Here is a 16,181-nt window from a genome sequence, read left to right on the forward strand (position 1 = left end):
GGGAGGTTCCGGGCGGTTACTGGGCCGTGGCCGTGAGGTCGCCGCGGCGCGGGGCGGCGAAGCGGTCGAGGTCGGCGCGGGTCAGACCGGTGAGGGCGTCGACCTCGGCGGTGTCGAGGGCGCCGCAGTCGATGCCGCGCAGCAGGTAGGAGCTGAGCGCCTTGGCGGTGGCGGGCTCGTCCATGACGTCGCCGCCCGCGTGGTTGGCGTAGGCGGAGAGGCGCTTGGCGGCGGCCTCGAAGCCCTCGCGGTAGAAGGCGAAGACGGCGGCGTAGCGGGTGGGGATGTGGCCCGGGTGCATGTCCCAGCCCTGGTAGTAGGCGCGGGCCAGGGCGCGGCGGGTGAGGCCGTAGTGGAGGCGCCAGGCCTCGTGGACGTGCTCGGTGGAGCCGACCGGGAGGACGTTGGTGGAGCCGTCGGAGACCCGTACGCCCGTGCCGGCGGCGGCGACCTGCATGATCGCCTTGGCGTGGTCGGCGGCCGGGTGGTCGCTGGCCTGGTAGGCGGCCGAGACGCCCAGGCAGGCGCTGTAGTCGAAGGTGCCGTAGTGCAGTCCGGTGGCGCGGCCCTCGGCGGCGCCGATCATGCGGGCGACGGCGGCGGTGCCGTCGGTGGCCAGGATGGACTGGCTGGTCTCGATCTGGATCTCGAAGCCGAGGCGGCCGGCGTCCAGGCCGTGGGCCTTCTCGAAGGCTTCGAGGAGGCGGACGAAGGCGGTGACCTGCTCGGGGTAGGTGACCTTCGGGAGGGTGAGGACGAGGCCGTCGGGCAGGCCGCCGTTCTCGATGAGCCCGGTGAGGAAGATGTCGGTGGTGCGGATGCCGCGGTCGCGTACGGCGGCCTCCATGCACTTCATCCGGATGCCCATGTACGGGGCCGCCGTGCCCTTCTCGTACGCCTCGGAGATCAGCCGGGCGGCGCGGGCGGCGTCAGTGTCTTCTGCGGCCCCGTCCTTTCCCGCGTAGCCGTCCTCGAAGTCGACGCGGAGGTCCTCGATGGGCTCGCGCTCCAGCTTGGCCCGTACGCGGCCGTAGACGTCCTCGGCGAGGTCGTCGGAGAGGCCGAGGACGGCGGCGAAGGAGTCGGCGTCCGGCGCGTGCCGGTCGAGGGCCTCGAGGGCCTGGTCGCCCCAGGAGCGGATCGTTCCGGCGTCGAAGACGTTACCGGGGACGTAGACGGTGTGGACGGGCTGGCGAGTGCCCGGGTCACCGGGGTAGCGCCGGTCGAGCTCGGCGTCCACCGCTGCGAGGGAGGCGCTGATGCCCTCGCTGACCGCTCCGGCGAGGCTCGTCGACACCTTCTCCTGCTGACCCATCCCACATCCTCCTATTTTCCGCTTCACGGAATCAACAATCCGTATAGCGAAGTTAGTAGTCCGCCGGGACCTGCGTCAATGGCTGTCCGAAACGGCCGGGGGCCGCGCGGTGATCATCACCACGCGGCCCCCGGACCGTACAGATGCGCAGGTCAAGCCCGCGGAGGTCAGCCCTTGCGGGTCTTGACCTCCTCGGTCAGCTGCGGGACGACGTCGAAGAGGTCGCCCACGACGCCGTAGTCGACGAGGTCGAAGATCGGGGCCTCGGCGTCCTTGTTGATCGCGACGATGGTCTTCGAGGTCTGCATACCCGCGCGGTGCTGGATCGCACCGGAGATGCCGGAGGCGATGTACAGCTGCGGCGAGACCGACTTGCCGGTCTGGCCGACCTGGTTGGAGTGCGGGTACCAGCCGGCGTCCACGGCGGCGCGCGAGGCGCCGACGGCGGCACCGAGCGAGTCGGCGAGCGCCTCGATGATCGCGAAGTTCTCGGCACCGTTGACGCCACGGCCGCCGGAGACCACGATCGCGGCCTCGGTCAGCTCCGGACGGCCGGTCGACTCGCGCGGGGTGCGCGCGGTGACCTTGGTGCCGGTGGCCAGCGCGCCGAAGGAGACCGTGAGGGCCTCGACGGTGCCGGCGGCGGGTGCGGCCTCGACGGGGGCCGAGTTCGGCTTGACCGTGATGACCGGGGTGCCCTTGGAGACACGGGACTTGGTGGTGAAGGAGGCGGCGAACGCGGACTGCGTCGCGACCGGGCCCTCGTCACCGGCCTCCAGGTCGACGGCGTCGGTGATGATGCCGGAGCCGATGCGGACCGCGAGGCGGGCCGCGATCTCCTTGCCCTCGGCGGAGGACGGGACGAGCACGGCGGCCGGGGAGACGGCCTCGTACGCGGCCTGCAGCGCGTCGACCTTCGGGACGACGAGGTACTCGGTGAACTCGGGGGCGTCGGCGGTGAGGACCTTGACCGCACCGTGCTCGGCGAGCGCGGCGGCGGTGTCGGCGGCGCCGTTGCCCAGCGCGACGGCGACGGGCTCGCCGATGCGGCGGGCCAGGGTCAGCAGCTCCAGGGTGGGCTTGCGGACGGCTCCGTCGACGTGGTCGACGTAGACGAGAATCTCAGCCATGGGGATTCAATCTCCTGCGAACGAAAAGGGGGCGGACTTCAGCGGCTCGCGCGAGCCCTAGATGAACTTCTGGCTCGCGAGGAACTCGGCCAGCTGCTTGCCGCCCTCGCCCTCGTCCTTGACGATCGTGCCCGCGGTGCGCGCGGGGCGCTCGGCGGCGGAGTCGACCGCGGTCCAGGCACCCTCGAGGCCCACCTCGTCGGCCTCGATCTCGAGGTCGTCGAGGTCCAGGGACTCCACGGGCTTCTTCTTGGCGGCCATGATGCCCTTGAAGGACGGGTAGCGGGCCTCGCCCGACTGGTCCGTCACCGACACGACGGCCGGAAGCGTGGCCTCCAGCTGCTCCGAAGCGGTGTCGCCGTCGCGACGGCCCTTGACGACGCCGTCCTCGATGGAGACCTCGGAGAGCAGCGTGACCTGCGGGACGCCCAGACGCTCGGCGAGGATCGCCGGGAGGACACCCATGGTGCCGTCGGTGGAGGCCATACCGGCGATGACGACGTCGTAGCCGGTCTTCTCGATGGCCTTGGCGAGCACGAGCGAGGTGCCCATGACGTCGGTGCCGTGCAGATCGTCGTCCTCGACGTGGACGGCCTTGTCGGCGCCCATGGACAGCGCCTTGCGCAGCGCGTCCTTGGCGTCCTCGGGGCCGACGGTGAGGACGGTGACCTCGGCGTCGTCGACCTCTTCGGCGATCTGGAGCGCCTGCTCGACCGCGTACTCGTCGAGCTCCGACAGCAGGCCGTCGACGTCGTCGCGGTCGACGGTCAGGTCATCGGCGAAGTGCCGATCGCCCGTGGCGTCGGGCACGTACTTCACACAGACAACGATCCTCAAGCTCACGCCGGCTCTCCTACTGCATCGTCATAACTGGGCTGCCTTGTTGCTCGCAGCATAGGCGCCTGAAGGGCGGGTTTCCGGTTGGGGCGTTCGACCGCCCCCACCGGAATATTACTCGTCAGTACACCCAGTCCGTTACCAGTGAGCAAGCGCTCAGGCGTGTGACCTTGCCAACGCTCAGGTAAGGGAACCCTCAGTCACGCAGAGCGTTGAACCGTCCCTGGTGATAGAGGAGCGGCCGGCCCACCCCGCTCGGGTCCCCGGCGACGACCTGGGCTATCACGATCCGATGATCCCCGGCCGGGACACGGGCCACCACCCGGCACACCAGCCAGGCCAGTACGTCGTCCAGGATCGGGACACCCTCGGGCCCCACGCTCCAGCGTGTCGGACGGCCGAACCGGTCGGCCCCGCTGCGGGCGAAGGTGCCGGCCAGCTCCTGCTGGTGCTCGCCGAGTATGTGGATGCCGACGTGCTCGGCCTCGGAGAGCACGGGCCAGCTGGAGGAGGTGGTGCCCACGCCGAAGGAGATCAGCGGAGGTTCCGCCGCGACGGAGTTGAGCGAGGTGGCGGTGAAGCCGACGGGGTGCTCCCCGTGGGCGGTGATGACCGCGACACCGGCGGCGTGCCGGCGGAAGACGGAGCGGAGGAGGTCGGGAGAGGCCTGCCGAGGGGCGCCGATGGTGCGGAGCTCGGGCGAGATCGTCATGGAATTGTCCTTCTGCGAGGGCATCGTGAGAGGGGTCCGTGGGTTCTCAGACGCCCGGACAGCGCGCGCTCGCGTTGCGGGCCAGGTCCACGTGGGCCCGCCCGTAGAGAAGGATTTCTGCAGGCACCTCGCCAGCGTGACGATCGGTGGCGGGTGCAGTCAAGTGCGTACCGGGATGTGGGAGAAGTGTCACCGCGTCAGACGGCGCGCCCCAGCGCGGCGATGACGTCCGCCCGGCGGGGCTGTCCGGCCGCGCGGACGACGATTCGCCCGTCGCGGTCGAGGACGAGCACGGTCGGGGTCCGTACGATCCCCATCTCGCGGACGAGATCCAGCCGCTCCTCGGCGTCGATCTCCACATGGCCGACGCCCTCGATCATCTCCGCCACTTCGGACAGGGTCCGACGCGTGGCGCGGCAGGGCTGACAGAAGGCCGTGGAGAACTGCACGAGGGTGGCCCGTTCTCCCAGCTCGACCCCCAGCCGGTCGGCACCCAGTCGCTCGTCCGTCACGTCCCGCTCCCTGCTCTCCACGTCCCTGTGCAGCGTTCCATGGCGCCGTTCGATTCCCGCCACGACCACCGGGCGTGACGAGAATCTCCCCCTGCGAAGCCGTCAGGACTGGTCAGCAGGGCCCACATGGGGCACGATCTGCCCAAAGCCGAAAACCTACGGCTGCGTAACTTCCGCCGGGAGAACCCTCCCCAGGAACAGAAGAAGGGGTTCCTCTCAGATGGCAGAACTCGTGTATCGGCCGGTCATCGGCGCCGCCCTGACCATGTTCAAGGCGCTGGACCTGAAGATCGACACGCAGGGTTCGGAGCACATCCCCCGCACGGGCGGGGCGGTGCTCGTCAGCAACCACATCAGCTATCTGGACTTCATCTTCACGGGCCTGGCCGCGCTGCCGCAGAAGCGCCTGGTGCGCTTCATGGCCAAGGACTCGGTGTTCCGGCACAAGGTGTCGGGTCCCCTGATGCGCGGCATGAAGCACATCCCGGTGGACCGCTCGCAGGGCGAGCACGCCTACAAGCACGCGCTGGAGTCGCTGCGGGCCGGGGAGATCATCGGCGTCTTCCCCGAGGCGACCATCTCGCAGTCGTTCACGCTCAAGAGCTTCAAGTCGGGCGCGGCGCGACTGGCCCAGGAGGCCGGGGTCCCGCTGATCCCGATGGCGCTCTGGGGTACGCAGCGCGTCTGGACCAAGGGCCGGCCGCGGAACTTCAAGCGCAGCCACATCCCGGTCACGATCCGGGTGGGCGAGCCGGTGGAGGCCCCCGCCGACCAGTACGCGGGTGCCATCACCCGGCGGCTGCGCGAGCGTTGCCAGGAGCTCCTGGAGGCCGCGCAGCGCGCCTATCCCGTACGCCCCAAGGACGCGAGCGACACCTGGTGGGTGCCCGCGCACCTCGGGGGTACGGCTCCGACTCCGGCCCAGGTCAAGGAAGCCGGCTGACCGGCGGCCCGACGGGCCGGTAGGCCACCGGCCGAAACGTCACTCCGGGTCGCGGACCGTGATCCGCGCCCCGGGGTTCAGCTTCTCCAGGGACTCGGCGAGCTCGTTGCCCGCGGCGACGAGCTCCTCGCGCGTCATGGGCGTCAGCGACTCCAGCAAGAAGACCGCGTTCACGGTGTCGTCGTCGATCCGGGTGCGGGGCCCCTGGCGCCAGTTCCAGCGCCGGCAGGTGACGCCCGCCTCGTCGCACCAGATGACCTCGCCCGGCTCGGGGTGCTCCACGATCTCCTCGCCGCCCGCCGTGGTCACGAACGCCTCGTCGCCGGTGGCCCGTACGAGCCGCATCTCACCCTCGATCTTGTCGAGGTCCTCGCCGCCGACCGGGATGAGGTGCGCGACGCTGATCGCGTTGTAGGCGTCGACGAGCCGGTTGATCCGGGGCAGTCCGCCGTCCGCGAGCGCGCGCTTGGCCAGGGCCTCGGCGGAGTTGCGGGTACGGGAGGGCTTGGCACCGAAGGCGGAGTACGCCGCGCGCCAGGCGGCGACGTGCGGGTCCTTGTCCGGAGTCTGCCCGTCCAGCCGCTCGGCCAGGCGCCGGGCCGCGTCGTCCAGCAGAGCCGAACTGACCTCGTCGCTGGGGCCGTTGACGAGTCCATGGGCCTCGACCGCGAGGTGGGTGAAGCCGGGCACGAGGGTGCGCACCTCGTCGGAGACTGTCAGGGTGAGGGGCATCGTCGTCCTTGCGTCAGAGGTCGGTCGGAAGGATCCGCAAGAGTTCCGGGCTGTCCGGCGCCGACCGCATGGCACTCAGCACTCCCGCGTGTGGTGCAGCATACAACACCGGATAGTCCACTTCACTGAACTCCGGATCGGGCAGGAACGCCAGGCGTTCCCCCGCCAGGGAGAACTCCGCCTCCCGGCCCGATTCACCACCGCGCGGATCCTGCCGGTGCCAGGATTCCGTGCCGGGCAGGCGGATCGCGACCAGCCCGTGGAGCACCTCGAACTTCTGGTAGCAGAGCGCCGTCGGGATCGACTCGGCACGCAGCAGCGCCGCGAGCGCGTGCGCCTTGGCGTGGCAGATCCCGGTGCGGCGCGCGAGGACGTCGGAGGCGCGCCAGGTGACGCGGAGGTCGCCGGTGTCGCTCGAGTGCGGGATCTCGTCCCGTACGAACGCGTACGCCGCCCGGGCGTATGCGCATACGTCGGAGTGCAGGGCACGCAGTGCGGCGGCGGTCTCCCGTACGACGGGGTGCTCGTGGTCGATGACCTCGTCCGCGGCAAGGTACGCGGAGAGTTCGGGGTCCTGCTGGATCAGCTCCATGACCCGGGACCCTAGAAAGACGACCGACCGGAAGTCAATGACTTTCCGGCCGGTCGCATACTTATGCCACGCTGGGAGAAGCGCTATCGCGCCATCTCCTCCTTCAGCGCCTGAAGGAAGGCGTCGACGTCGTCCTCCGTGGTGTCGAAGGAGCACATCCAGCGCACATCGCCGGCGGCCTCGTCCCAGAAGTAGAAGCGGAAGCGCTCCTGGAGCCGGGTGCTGACCTCGTGCGGCAGCCGCGCGAAGACCGCGTTGGCCTGGACCGGGTAGAGGATCTCCACCCCGTCCACCTCCCGCACGCCGGCCGCGAGGCGCTGTGCCATCGCGTTGGCGTGGGAGGCGTTGCGCAGCCACAGGTCCTTGGCGAGCAGCGCCTCCAACTGGACCGACACGAAGCGCATCTTGGAGGCGAGCTGCATGGACAGCTTGCGCAGATGCTTCATGTGGCTGACCGCGTCCGGGTTGAGGACGACCACGGCCTCGCCGAAGAGCATGCCGTTCTTGGTGCCGCCGTAGGAGATGACGTCCACGCCGACCGCGTTGGTGAACGCGCGCATCGGCACGTTCAGGGAGGCGGCGGCGTTGGCTATCCGGGCGCCGTCGAGGTGCACCTTCATGCCCTTGCCGTGGGCGTGCTCCACGATGGCCCGGATCTCGTCCACGGTGTAGACCGTGCCCAGTTCGGTGTTCTGGGTGATCGAGACGACCTGCGGCATGGCCCGGTGCTCGTCCTCCCAGCCCCAGGCCTGCCGGTCGATGAGCTCCGGCGTGAGCTTGCCGTCCGGGGTCGGCACGGTGAGCAGCTTGAGGCCGCCCATCCGCTCCGGTGCACCGCCCTCGTCCACGTTGATGTGCGCGGACTCGGCGCAGATCACGGCGCCCCAGCGGTCGGTCAGCGCCTGCAGGGCGGTGACGTTCGCGCCGGTGCCGTTGAAGACCGGGAAGGCCTCGGCGTTCGGGCCGAAGTGGCTGTGCATGATCCGCTGGAGGTGCTCGGTGTAGTCGTCCTCGCCGTAGGCGATCTGATGACCGCCGTTGGCGAGCGCGATGGCCGCGAGCACTTCCGGGTGGGCTCCGGCGTAGTTGTCGCTGGCGAAGCCCCGGACCGACGGGTCGTGGTGACGACGCGCGTCGGTCCTGGTGGGCAGAGCCGGGGTCACGGCTTGGGGGTCAGCCACAGACGCTGTCCATTCACTTCCTGTGCGGGCCGGTCCCAGACGGCGGCGATCTCGTCGGCCAGATCCGTGACGTCGGTGAAGCCCGCGAACTTCGCATTCGGGCGCTCGGCGCGCATGGCGTCGTGCACCAGTGCCTTGACCACCAGGATGGCAGCAGCGGCCTTGGGACCCTCGTCGCCCCCCGCCTTGCGGAAGTCGTCTCCCATGGCGAGCGTCCACGCCTCGGCCGCCGCCTTGGCGGCGGAGTAGGCCGCGTTGCCGGCGGTGGGCTTCGAGGCGCCCGCGGCGCTGATCAGCACGTAGCGGCCGCGGTCGCTGCGCAGCAGCGGCTCGTGGAAGGCGAGCGAGGTGGACTGGACCGTGCGGATGAGGAGCTTCTCCAGGAAGTTCCAGTCGGCGAGATCGGTCTCGCCGAAGGACGAGCTGCCGCGCCAGCCCCCGACGAGGTGCACGAGCCCGTCGATCCGGCCGAACTCCTTCTCCGTCTTGTCGGCCCACTCCCGCGCCGCGCCCAGGTCGAACAGGTCGACCGTGTCGCCGACGACCGTGGCGCCCCCGTGGGCGTACCGGGCGGCGTCGACCGCCTCGGCCAGGCGGGCCGGGTCGGCGTCGGCACCGACGACGATGGCTCCGGCTTCCGCGAGACGCATCAGCGTCGCCCGTCCCGCCGGACCGGCCGCTCCCGCGACCGCGATGACGGCACCCTCCAGCGGCCCGCCGTTCCCGTTGGCGTTCATGGTCGTCCCCTCCTTCTCCGTGACTGGGTTCACGCGGCAGCCTGCTCGGTCCGCGAAGCGTTCGCGGCGGTGATGCCCTTGGTGGAGGCGATCACGTCCTTCAGCTTCTTGGACAGGGCCTCATAGAACATGCTGAGCGGAAACTCGTCCGGAAGCACGTCGTCGACGAGCTTGCGGGGCGGCAGGGAGAGGTCCAGGGCGTCCGGACCCTTGGCCCACTTCGACCCCGGGTGCGGAGCGAGGTAGGTGGAGACGAGCTCGTACGCCTTGAACCAGTGGACGAGCTTGGGGCGGTCGATGCCCTCGCGGTACAGCTTCTCGATCTCGGCGCAGAGCTGGTTGGTGACCTCGGGGGCCCGCTTCCAGTCGATCTTGAGCTTGTTGTCCGTCCAGCGCACGACGTCGTGCTTGTGGAGGTACGCGAAGAGGAGCTGGCCGCCCAGACCGTCGTAGTTGCGGTTGCGGTCGCCGGTGACGGGGAAGCGGAACATCCGGTCGAACAGGACGGCGTACTGCACGTCCCGGCCGTGGGCGTTGCCCTCGCCCTCCAGCTTCACGGCCTCCTTGAAGGCGGTGAGGTCGCAGCGCAGCTCCTCCAGGCCGTACATCCAGAACGGCTGGCGCTGCTTGATCATGAACGGGTCGAACGGCAGGTCGCCGTGGCTGTGGGTGCGGTCGTGGACCATGTCCCAGAGCACGAAGGCGGACTCGCAGCGCTTCTGGTCCTCGACCATGGCGGCGATGTCCTCGGGCAGCTCGATGCCGAGGATGTCCACGGCGGCCTCGGTGACCTTGCGGAAGCGGGCCGCCTCGCGGTCGCAGAAGATGCCGCCCCAGCTGAAGCGCTCGGGGGCCTCGCGCACGGCGATGGTCTCGGGGAAGAGGACGGCCGAGTTGGTGTCGTACCCGGCGGTGAAGTCCTCGAACGTGATGCCGCAGAACAGCGGGTTGTCGTAGCGGGTGCGCTCCAGCTCGGAGAGCCACTCGGGCCAGACCATCCGCAGCACGACCGCCTCGAGGTTGCGGTCCGGGTTGCCGTTCTGCGTGTACATCGGGAAGAGCGCCAGGTGCTGGAGCCCGTCCTGGCGGTCCGCGGCCGGCTGGAAGGCCAGCAGGGAGTCCAGGAAGTCCGGCACCTGGAAGCCACGCTCGACCCACTTGCGCAGGTCGGCGACGAGGGCGCGGTGGTACGCGGCATCGTGCGGGAGCAGCGGGGAGAGCTGCTCGACCGCGGTCACGATGCGCTCGACCGCACTCTCGGCGAGGGCGCGGGACGGCGCGCCCTCGGTCTCGAAGTCGATGGACCCGTCCTTGCTCTGCCAGGGCCGGATCTCCTCCACGGCATTCTTGAGCTCGGGCCAGGCAGGGTGCTCGATCACCGGGGCATCGGTGAATATCCCCCCACCGGTCACGTCCTGCACAAGAATTTCCGTCATGTCACTTCCTCCACAGGAGAACCTCGCGTCAAGACACCGTATCCGGCCGCGGTTCCTCCGGACAAGAGGAGCAAGAGAAATTATCCTGCGAGACCCCCTTGGTCACCGTCAATTTTCCTGTCGGGAAGCGTTGAGGCGATCGCATCCCCCGCGCCGGCGAAGGCCTGAGCCGCCGCACCGAGGTACTCGTGCAGGGCCAGGAAGCCATGGAACATCCCCGGGTGGTGGTCCTCCGTGACCTCCACGCCCGCTGCGGCCAGGGCGGCGGCGAAGGCCCGCCCCTCGTCGCACAGCGGGTCGCAGCCCGCGGTGACCACATGGGCGGGCGGCAGGCCGGCGAGCTCGGCGCGCAGCGGGGAGGCCAACGGATGGCGGGGGTCTCCGGCCGGACCGAGGTAGTGGTCGCGGTACCAGCGCATATGGGCGTCGGTGAGGTAGTAGCCCTCGCCGTTCGTCCGGTACGACGCGTGGACGCCGGCCAGGTCGGTCGCCGGGTAGATCAGCACCTGGAGGGCGAGCGCGGGGCCCTGGCGGTCGCGGGCGAGCAGCGCGGCCGCCGCGGCGAGGTTGCCTCCCGCGCTGTCCCCGGCGACGACGAGGGCCGCGGGCTCGCCGCCCAGCTCGTCGATGTGCGCGGCGGCCCACAGAAGCGCCGCGTAGGCGTCCTCGACGGGTGCGGGGAAGCGGACCTCGGGGGCGAGCCGGTAGTCGACGGAGACGACGACGGATCCGGACTCCCGGCACAGGATCCGGCAGGAGCGGTCGTGGGTGTCCAGGCCGCAGAGCACCCAGCCCCCGCCATGGAGGAAGACGGTGGTCGGGCGGGGCCTCGCGTCCCCCTCGGGCCGGTAGATCCGCACCGGGAGCGGTGGGGCGCCCTCGGGGCCGGGGACCATCCTGTCCTCCACGGAGCCGACGACGGGCGGCTCACCGGGCGGCGCGGGGGCGCCGGCGAGCAGCCTCCGGGCCTCGACGGGGTCGGTGACGGCGCCGCCGATGTCCGGGAAGACGGCGGTGAGCAGATCGACGAAGGGACGGGCCTCGGGGTCGAGCCGGTCGCCCGGAGGACTGTCGGGACGGCCGGTGGGTGCGGTGTCCGTCATCGTGCGCCCTCGCCCTCGGTGAAGTACGGGATGACCTTCTCGCCCCACTGACGCAGGGTCTCCAGACAGGCCTCCTGCGGCACGGTCCCCATCTGCATCAGGCACATGATCTCGTCGGCGCCCGCGTCCCGGAGCCGTTCCACGTAGGCGATCGCGTCCTCGGCGGTGCCGTAGGCGTGGTCGGCGTGGAAGGTGGCCGTGGCGGAGGGGCGTACCGGTATCCGCTGTTCGTTCAGCCGGGCGACGACCTGCTCGGCAGCGCGGCGCATGTCGGCGGCCTCGTCCGCGCCCTCCACCACCGCCTCGTCGGGGATGCCCGCTCCCCCGTACCAGTGGCCGATCGACTGGGCGAAGAAGCGCTGGCCCCGGATGCCGATGCGGCGGGCCTCGGCGCGGTCGTCGAGGACGATCGTGGGACAGAGGACGGAGAAGTGGTCGTTGACGACCGTGGAGACGAACCGGTCGCCGGTGCGTGCGGCGCGGGCCGTGTCGTAGGCGCGGCGCATCTCGGCGATCGACCCGGGTCCGGCGAAACCCATCACGAGCGCGCCGATGCCGAGCTCGGCGGCCTGGGTGAGGGTCTCCGTGCGGCTGCAGGCGAGGAAGAGCGGCGGATGCGGGGTCTGCCGGGGGCGGGGCAGGATCGGATGCGGATCGATCCTGATCAGCTCGGAGCTGTACTCCAGCTCGTCCTTCTGCCAGGCCCTGCCGATGATCCGCAGGGCGTCCTCGACCTCCTGGGCCGTACGGTCCCGGTCGACACCGCACAGCGAGGTCTCCTGCTCGGTGCCGCCCCGCCCGGCGCCGAGGTCGAGACGTCCGCCGGAGAGCAGGTCGAGCATGGCTGCGCGTTCGGCGACGCGGGCGGGGTGGTTGAAGTTGAACGGCATGCAGACCACGCCGTGGCCGATGCGGATGCGGCTCGTCCGCGCGGCGACGTAGCTGAGGAAGACCTCGGGGGCGGACATGTGGGCGTACCACTTCAGGGAATGGTGCTCGACGGCCCAGATCCGGTCGAAGCCCATCTCCTCCGCCAGGACGGCCTGTTCGACGCAGTCGTGGATGACCTGGTGCTCGTGCTCCACGGTCGGGTCGGCCAGCTGTGCCTCGAAGATGACGGAGAACTTCATATGCCCTCCAGGGGGTTGTGTCGGGAAGCTGTCCTTGTTTCGATTAGCCATATGACTAGTCGTCAGATCGTGAAGAGGCAAGAGACGGAACACGGATTGCCGCAGACGGCCTGGGCGGTGCTCGGGCTGCTCTCGTTCCCCGGCGAGCGCACCGGCTACGAGCTGAAGAAGTGGGCGGACGCGTCCCTGCGCTTCTTCTACTGGTCGCCGGCGATCAGCCAGATCTACGCGGAGCTGCGCCGACTGGAGTCGCGGGGATACGTGATGTCGGCCCGGTCGGGTCCGGAGGAGCCGCGGACCAAGCGGCGGTACGCGATCACGGAGGCGGGCCGGGCGGCGCTGGCCGACTGGGCGGACGGCGACGGCGGGCCCGTGGTGCTCAAGCATCCGCTGGTGCTGCGGGTCTGGCTGGGGCATCTCGCCGCGCCGGAGCGGCTGCGGACACTCGTCGAGGAGCACATCGCCCGTACACGGGGTGAGCTCGAGGAGGTCCGGGACGCGCTCGCCCGCGCGGAGTCCGAGCCCGAGTGGCACCATCCGGCACTGGCGCTGCGCTGGAGCGAACGGCAGCACCTGGCGGAGCTGGAACTCGCCGAGTCGATGCTGACGGACCTGGAGGCACTGGTGGAGGCTCCGGCGAGGGGTGACACGGGGCACTGACGGGCCCGTGGGTGTGACGCCCGGAGTGTCAGGTTCCGACGCCCCGCGCGCATGCGCTTCCTTCTTGCGGTGAAGTCATTAGGCTGCGCCCCGAGCCGCACCGGGAGCCCGGAGGGACCTGGGCCCGGACATCGACGGAAGCGAGAAGATCTTGAGTTTCCTCACCATCGGTCATCGCGGAGTCATGGGCGTCGAGCCCGAGAACACCCTGCGCTCCTTCGTCCGGGCCGAGCAGGTCGGCATGGACGTCATCGAGCTGGACCTCCATCTGAGCAAGGACGGCGCACTCGTCGTCATGCACGACGCCGACGTCGGCCGGACCACCGACGGCAGCGGGGCGATCGCCGAGAAGACCCTCGCCGAGCTGCGCGAGCTGGACGCGGGCGCCGGGGAGCACGTCCCCGTCTTCGAAGAGGTCCTGGACGCGGTGCGGTCCCCGCTCCAGGCCGAGATCAAGGACGTGGCCGCCGCCCAGGTGCTCGCCGAGGTGATGAACCGGCGTGACCTGGTGGGGCGCGTGGAGGTCCTCTCCTTCCACGACAAGGCCCTCGCGGAGATCTCCCGGCTCGTCCCGGGCGTCCGTACCGCGCTCGTGGCGGACCTGTGGGACGCCGACGTCGTGGACCGGGCCAAGGCGGTCGGTGCCGGCGCGCTCGTCCTGAACATCCGGCACCTCACCCTGGAGACCGTCGAGCGCGCACACCGCGAGGGCCTGCGGGTCATCGGCTGGGTGGTGAACACCCAGGACCACCTGCGGCTGGTGCGGGCCCTGGAGCTCGACGGCGCGACGACCGACTATCCGGAGATCCGCCGCACCGGCCGCTTCACGGCCTGATTCGCGGGCCCGGCCCTCAGACCAGCGGCTTCACCAGGAGCTCGAACTGCAGGTCGTCCCGCTGCGGGACACCGAAGCGCTCGTCGCCGTACGGGAACGGGGTCATCTCTCCCGTACGGCGGTAGCCGCGCCGCTCGTACCAGGCGATGAGTTCCGCGCGCACGGAGATCACCGTCATGTGCATCTCGCGCACGCCCCAGATCTCCCGCACCCGGCGCTCCGCCTCGGTGATGATCAGGCGGCCGAGACCCGCTCCCTGGAGTTCGGGGCGGACCGCGAACATGCCGAAGTAGGCGGCGTCGCCGCGATGTTCGAGCTGGCAGCAGGCGACGACCTCGCCGTCGCGCTCCACCACCATCAGTCGGCTGCCCGGGGTGGTGATGACGGCGCGCACCCCCTCGGCGTCGGTCCGCTGCCCCTGCAGGATGTCCGCCTCCGTGGTCCAGCCGGTCCGGCTCGAGTCGCCGCGGTAGGCCGACTCCACGAGCGGCACGAGGACCGGGACGTCGTCCTCGACGGCGTCGCGGTAGCCGATCCGACCGGTGTCCTGCGGCGTGGCGGTGTCCATGCTGTTCGGGTCTCCCCTCGGGGCGCTGACGATCCCCCCGAGCGTAACGCCCCAGCGCCGTGCTCCCCTGCTCCCCCGCGTACGCCTGTGCGCTCGCGTACGCCCGGCCGGGCATGGGCATCGACCCGGAGGAACCCACCGGGAGGTGTGCCGTGCACGGACCGGCGTTGTCGGCCTGGCTGTTGCTGACGCTCTGCGGGGCGAGCGGGGTGTACTGCCTGCTGCGGATGCGCCGGTGCGCGGGCGAGGAGCGCAGAACGGCGGGGGGCGAGGCCGTGATGGGCTTCGGGATGGCGGCGATGGCGCTGCCCCCCGCCGTACTCACACCGCCCTCCTGGTCGTGGGCGGTGTACGCGGCCGTGTTCGGGGCGGCGGCCCTGCACGCGCTGTCGACGGTGCGGCGCGGCGGGCACCATCTGCACCATCTGCTGGGCTCCTTGGCGATGGTCTACATGGCGCTGGTCATGGCGGCCCCGTCCCAGGGAGCGCACGGAGGACACGGGGCAGGGGCCTCCGCGGGCGTACCGCTCGTCACGGGTGCGCTCCTCGCGTACTACGTCGTCTACGTGCTCCGCACGGGGACGCGGCTGGTCCCGGTGGCGGTGCCCGCGGGCGGCGCGCCGACGGCCTGGGCCACCCGGCCGGAGTTCGCGCTGGTGTGCCGGCTGTCCATGGCGCTCGCGATGCTGGCGATGCTCGTGACCCTCTGACGCCGGCCGCGTCGAAACCGTGGCGTACGTCACTTGGCGTGCGAGGCCATACCCCCGAGTAGTACGCCACTCATAGGCTGGACGCCATGTTGGTCTCCCTCGCGCTGCTCTCGCTCGGCGTCCTGACCGCCGCCGTGGCCCCACGGCTGCTGTCACGGTCCGACTGGGCGGAACGCGAGCCCGTGGTGGCCCTGTGGGTGTGGCAGTGCGTGGTGGCGGCGGTGCTGCTGAGCTTCGCGCTGTCGATGACGTTCAGCGCGGCGGCAGCCTGGCAGGTGGTACGGGGTCAGGTCTTCGCGGGCGCGCCGCACGGGGTGCTCGAGGCGTACGAACTGGGCACCCATCAGCCCTGGTCGGCGGCGCTCGCCGTGGCCTTGGCCTGTGGTGGGCTGTGGACCGGCGCGATGCTCGGCCGGGAGATCCGCCGGGCGCGGGCGCGTCGTCGGCAGCGCCGCTGCGAACTGCTCGTCCGTTCCCCGCTGTTGCCTGGTGAGGAGCCGGGCAGCGAGCGCCTCGTGGTGCTGGAGGGAGAACGTCCGGACGCCTGGTGGCTGCCGGGGACCGCGCCGCAGCTGGTCATCACGACGGCGGCGCTGCGCCGCCTCAAGGGACGCCAGCTCGATGCCGTGCTCGCGCACGAGCAGGGACACGCCCGGGCGCGCCACGACTGGCTGCTGCACTGTTCGGGGGCGCTGGCGGGCGGGTTCCCGGGGATTCCCGTCTTCGCGGCCTTCAGGGGCGAGATGCACCGGTTGGTGGAGCTGGCGGCCGACGATGTGGCCTCGCGGCGGTTCGGGCGGCTGACGATCGCGCTGGCGTTGGTGGAACTGAACGAGGAGCGCGGGGTGTTCGGGCCGGGTACCGCACCGGACGCGGATCTTCCGCAGCGGGTCAACCGCCTTCTCACGGCCGCTCCGCGGCTCACCGCGGGCCGGCGGCTGGGGCTGACGGCGTCCGCGGCGCTCGTCCCGGTCGTACCGGTTCTGGTGGCGTTCGTGCCCGCCCTCAGGGCACTCGGATAACCGGGGGTTCCGGCGCGTAGTCGGGG

18 protein-coding genes are annotated in these 16,181 nt (G+C 70.8%); 5 read left to right on the forward strand and 13 right to left on the reverse strand.

Annotated elements, in window-relative coordinates:
* Nucleotides 1-16: 16 nt before the first annotated feature.
* The 5 genes from ACFC0D_RS06270 to ACFC0D_RS06290 form a co-directional block, all read right to left on the reverse strand.
* On the reverse strand, nt 17-1,315 hold the full coding sequence (locus ACFC0D_RS06270; protein ID WP_376431598.1) for a DUF6986 family protein: 1,299 nt from the start codon (nt 1,313-1,315) through the stop codon (nt 17-19).
* Nucleotides 1,316-1,482: 167 nt separating this feature from the next.
* Nucleotides 1,483-2,445, reverse strand: a complete 963-nt coding sequence (locus ACFC0D_RS06275) for an electron transfer flavoprotein subunit alpha/FixB family protein (RefSeq protein WP_376431600.1) — start codon at nt 2,443-2,445, stop codon at nt 1,483-1,485.
* A 57-nt stretch (nt 2,446-2,502) separates the two neighbouring features.
* Nucleotides 2,503-3,288, reverse strand: coding sequence for an electron transfer flavoprotein subunit beta/FixA family protein (locus tag ACFC0D_RS06280; protein ID WP_376431602.1), 786 nt, complete (start codon nt 3,286-3,288; stop codon nt 2,503-2,505).
* 190 nt (nt 3,289-3,478) lie between these two features.
* Complete coding sequence (locus ACFC0D_RS06285) at nt 3,479-3,994, reverse strand: flavin reductase family protein (protein WP_376431604.1); 516 nt, start codon at nt 3,992-3,994, stop codon at nt 3,479-3,481.
* Nucleotides 3,995-4,191: 197 nt separating this feature from the next.
* A complete protein-coding gene (locus ACFC0D_RS06290) occupies nt 4,192-4,527 on the reverse strand; it encodes a TlpA family protein disulfide reductase (protein ID WP_376431764.1) in 336 nt (111 codons plus the stop codon).
* Nucleotides 4,528-4,726: 199 nt separating this feature from the next.
* Here ACFC0D_RS06290 and ACFC0D_RS06295 point away from each other — a divergent pair, with 199 nt between their 5' ends.
* Nucleotides 4,727-5,449, forward strand: coding sequence for a lysophospholipid acyltransferase family protein (locus ACFC0D_RS06295; protein WP_376431606.1), 723 nt, complete (start codon nt 4,727-4,729; stop codon nt 5,447-5,449).
* A 39-nt stretch (nt 5,450-5,488) separates the two neighbouring features.
* Here ACFC0D_RS06295 and ACFC0D_RS06300 read toward each other — a convergent pair whose 3' ends face one another.
* The 7 genes from ACFC0D_RS06300 to ACFC0D_RS06330 form a co-directional block, all read right to left on the reverse strand.
* Nucleotides 5,489-6,181: a B3/4 domain-containing protein gene (locus ACFC0D_RS06300; RefSeq protein ID WP_376431608.1), complete on the reverse strand. Its 693-nt coding sequence runs from the start codon at nt 6,179-6,181 to the stop codon at nt 5,489-5,491.
* 13 nt (nt 6,182-6,194) lie between these two features.
* Nucleotides 6,195-6,773 (reverse strand): transglutaminase domain-containing protein, encoded by a 579-nt coding sequence (locus ACFC0D_RS06305; RefSeq protein ID WP_376431610.1) that lies wholly within the window; start codon nt 6,771-6,773, stop codon nt 6,195-6,197.
* An 83-nt stretch (nt 6,774-6,856) separates the two neighbouring features.
* Entirely contained in the window at nt 6,857-7,936 is a 1,080-nt protein-coding gene (locus ACFC0D_RS06310) for a threonine aldolase family protein (RefSeq protein WP_376431766.1), read from the reverse strand.
* Nucleotides 7,933-8,691 carry an SDR family NAD(P)-dependent oxidoreductase gene (locus ACFC0D_RS06315; protein WP_376431612.1) on the reverse strand — a complete coding sequence of 253 codons (759 nt, stop codon included), beginning with the start codon at nt 8,689-8,691 and terminating at the stop codon, nt 7,933-7,935. The genes ACFC0D_RS06310 and ACFC0D_RS06315 overlap by 4 nt, the downstream gene beginning before the upstream one ends.
* Before the next feature lie 29 nt (nt 8,692-8,720).
* The gene (locus tag ACFC0D_RS06320) at nt 8,721-10,127 is read right to left on the reverse strand and encodes a DUF6421 family protein (protein WP_376431614.1); all 1,407 of its coding nucleotides are present in this window, start codon (nt 10,125-10,127) and stop codon (nt 8,721-8,723) included.
* 80 nt (nt 10,128-10,207) lie between these two features.
* Nucleotides 10,208-11,230, reverse strand: a complete 1,023-nt coding sequence (locus tag ACFC0D_RS06325) for an alpha/beta hydrolase (RefSeq protein ID WP_376431616.1) — start codon at nt 11,228-11,230, stop codon at nt 10,208-10,210.
* Nucleotides 11,227-12,360 (reverse strand): LLM class flavin-dependent oxidoreductase, encoded by a 1,134-nt coding sequence (locus tag ACFC0D_RS06330; protein WP_376431618.1) that lies wholly within the window; start codon nt 12,358-12,360, stop codon nt 11,227-11,229. Before ACFC0D_RS06330 ends, ACFC0D_RS06325 begins: the two co-directional genes overlap by 4 nt.
* Nucleotides 12,361-12,411: 51 nt before the next feature.
* Here ACFC0D_RS06330 and ACFC0D_RS06335 point away from each other — a divergent pair, with 51 nt between their 5' ends.
* Together ACFC0D_RS06335 and ACFC0D_RS06340 are read left to right on the forward strand one after the other, a co-directional pair.
* A complete protein-coding gene (locus ACFC0D_RS06335) occupies nt 12,412-13,020 on the forward strand; it encodes a helix-turn-helix transcriptional regulator (protein ID WP_376431620.1) in 609 nt (202 codons plus the stop codon).
* A 151-nt stretch (nt 13,021-13,171) separates the two neighbouring features.
* Nucleotides 13,172-13,855, forward strand: coding sequence for a glycerophosphodiester phosphodiesterase (locus tag ACFC0D_RS06340; protein ID WP_376431622.1), 684 nt, complete (start codon nt 13,172-13,174; stop codon nt 13,853-13,855).
* A 16-nt stretch (nt 13,856-13,871) separates the two neighbouring features.
* On the opposite strand, the gene ACFC0D_RS06345 is transcribed toward ACFC0D_RS06340, so the two are convergent.
* On the reverse strand, nt 13,872-14,423 hold the full coding sequence (locus ACFC0D_RS06345) for a GNAT family N-acetyltransferase (RefSeq protein WP_376431624.1): 552 nt from the start codon (nt 14,421-14,423) through the stop codon (nt 13,872-13,874).
* A gap of 152 nt (nt 14,424-14,575) precedes the next feature.
* On the opposite strand from ACFC0D_RS06345, the gene ACFC0D_RS06350 reads away from it, so the two are divergent.
* Together ACFC0D_RS06350 and ACFC0D_RS06355 are read left to right on the forward strand one after the other, a co-directional pair.
* Nucleotides 14,576-15,133, forward strand: a complete 558-nt coding sequence (locus ACFC0D_RS06350; RefSeq protein ID WP_376431768.1) for a DUF5134 domain-containing protein — start codon at nt 14,576-14,578, stop codon at nt 15,131-15,133.
* A gap of 86 nt (nt 15,134-15,219) precedes the next feature.
* Nucleotides 15,220-16,155: a M56 family metallopeptidase gene (locus ACFC0D_RS06355; protein WP_376431627.1), complete on the forward strand. Its 936-nt coding sequence runs from the start codon at nt 15,220-15,222 to the stop codon at nt 16,153-16,155.
* Nucleotides 16,156-16,181: the final 26 nt, after the last annotated feature.

The organism is Streptomyces sp. NPDC056222, from assembly GCF_042264065.1.
Classification (GTDB): Bacteria; Actinomycetota; Actinomycetes; order Streptomycetales; family Streptomycetaceae; genus Streptomyces.

Bases quoted from the DNA above. Each gene is read 5' to 3' on its own strand.
- ACFC0D_RS06355 (WP_376431627.1), top strand. From the start codon at position 15,220: ATGTTGGTCTCCCTCGCGCTGCTCTCGCTCGGCGTCCTGACCGCCGCC.
- ACFC0D_RS06330 (WP_376431618.1), bottom strand. From the start codon at position 12,360: ATGAAGTTCTCCGTCATCTTCGAGGCACAGCTGGCCGACCCGACCGTG.
- ACFC0D_RS06335 (WP_376431620.1), top strand. From the start codon at position 12,412: ATGACTAGTCGTCAGATCGTGAAGAGGCAAGAGACGGAACACGGATTG.
- ACFC0D_RS06320 (WP_376431614.1), bottom strand. From the start codon at position 10,127: ATGACGGAAATTCTTGTGCAGGACGTGACCGGTGGGGGGATATTCACC.
- ACFC0D_RS06295 (WP_376431606.1), top strand. From the start codon at position 4,727: ATGGCAGAACTCGTGTATCGGCCGGTCATCGGCGCCGCCCTGACCATG.
- ACFC0D_RS06315 (WP_376431612.1), bottom strand. From the start codon at position 8,691: ATGAACGCCAACGGGAACGGCGGGCCGCTGGAGGGTGCCGTCATCGCG.
- ACFC0D_RS06345 (WP_376431624.1), bottom strand. From the start codon at position 14,423: ATGGACACCGCCACGCCGCAGGACACCGGTCGGATCGGCTACCGCGAC.
- ACFC0D_RS06305 (WP_376431610.1), bottom strand. From the start codon at position 6,773: ATGGAGCTGATCCAGCAGGACCCCGAACTCTCCGCGTACCTTGCCGCG.
- ACFC0D_RS06285 (WP_376431604.1), bottom strand. From the start codon at position 3,994: ATGACGATCTCGCCCGAGCTCCGCACCATCGGCGCCCCTCGGCAGGCC.
- ACFC0D_RS06325 (WP_376431616.1), bottom strand. From the start codon at position 11,230: ATGACGGACACCGCACCCACCGGCCGTCCCGACAGTCCTCCGGGCGAC.
- ACFC0D_RS06275 (WP_376431600.1), bottom strand. From the start codon at position 2,445: ATGGCTGAGATTCTCGTCTACGTCGACCACGTCGACGGAGCCGTCCGC.
- ACFC0D_RS06270 (WP_376431598.1), bottom strand. From the start codon at position 1,315: ATGGGTCAGCAGGAGAAGGTGTCGACGAGCCTCGCCGGAGCGGTCAGC.
- ACFC0D_RS06300 (WP_376431608.1), bottom strand. From the start codon at position 6,181: ATGCCCCTCACCCTGACAGTCTCCGACGAGGTGCGCACCCTCGTGCCC.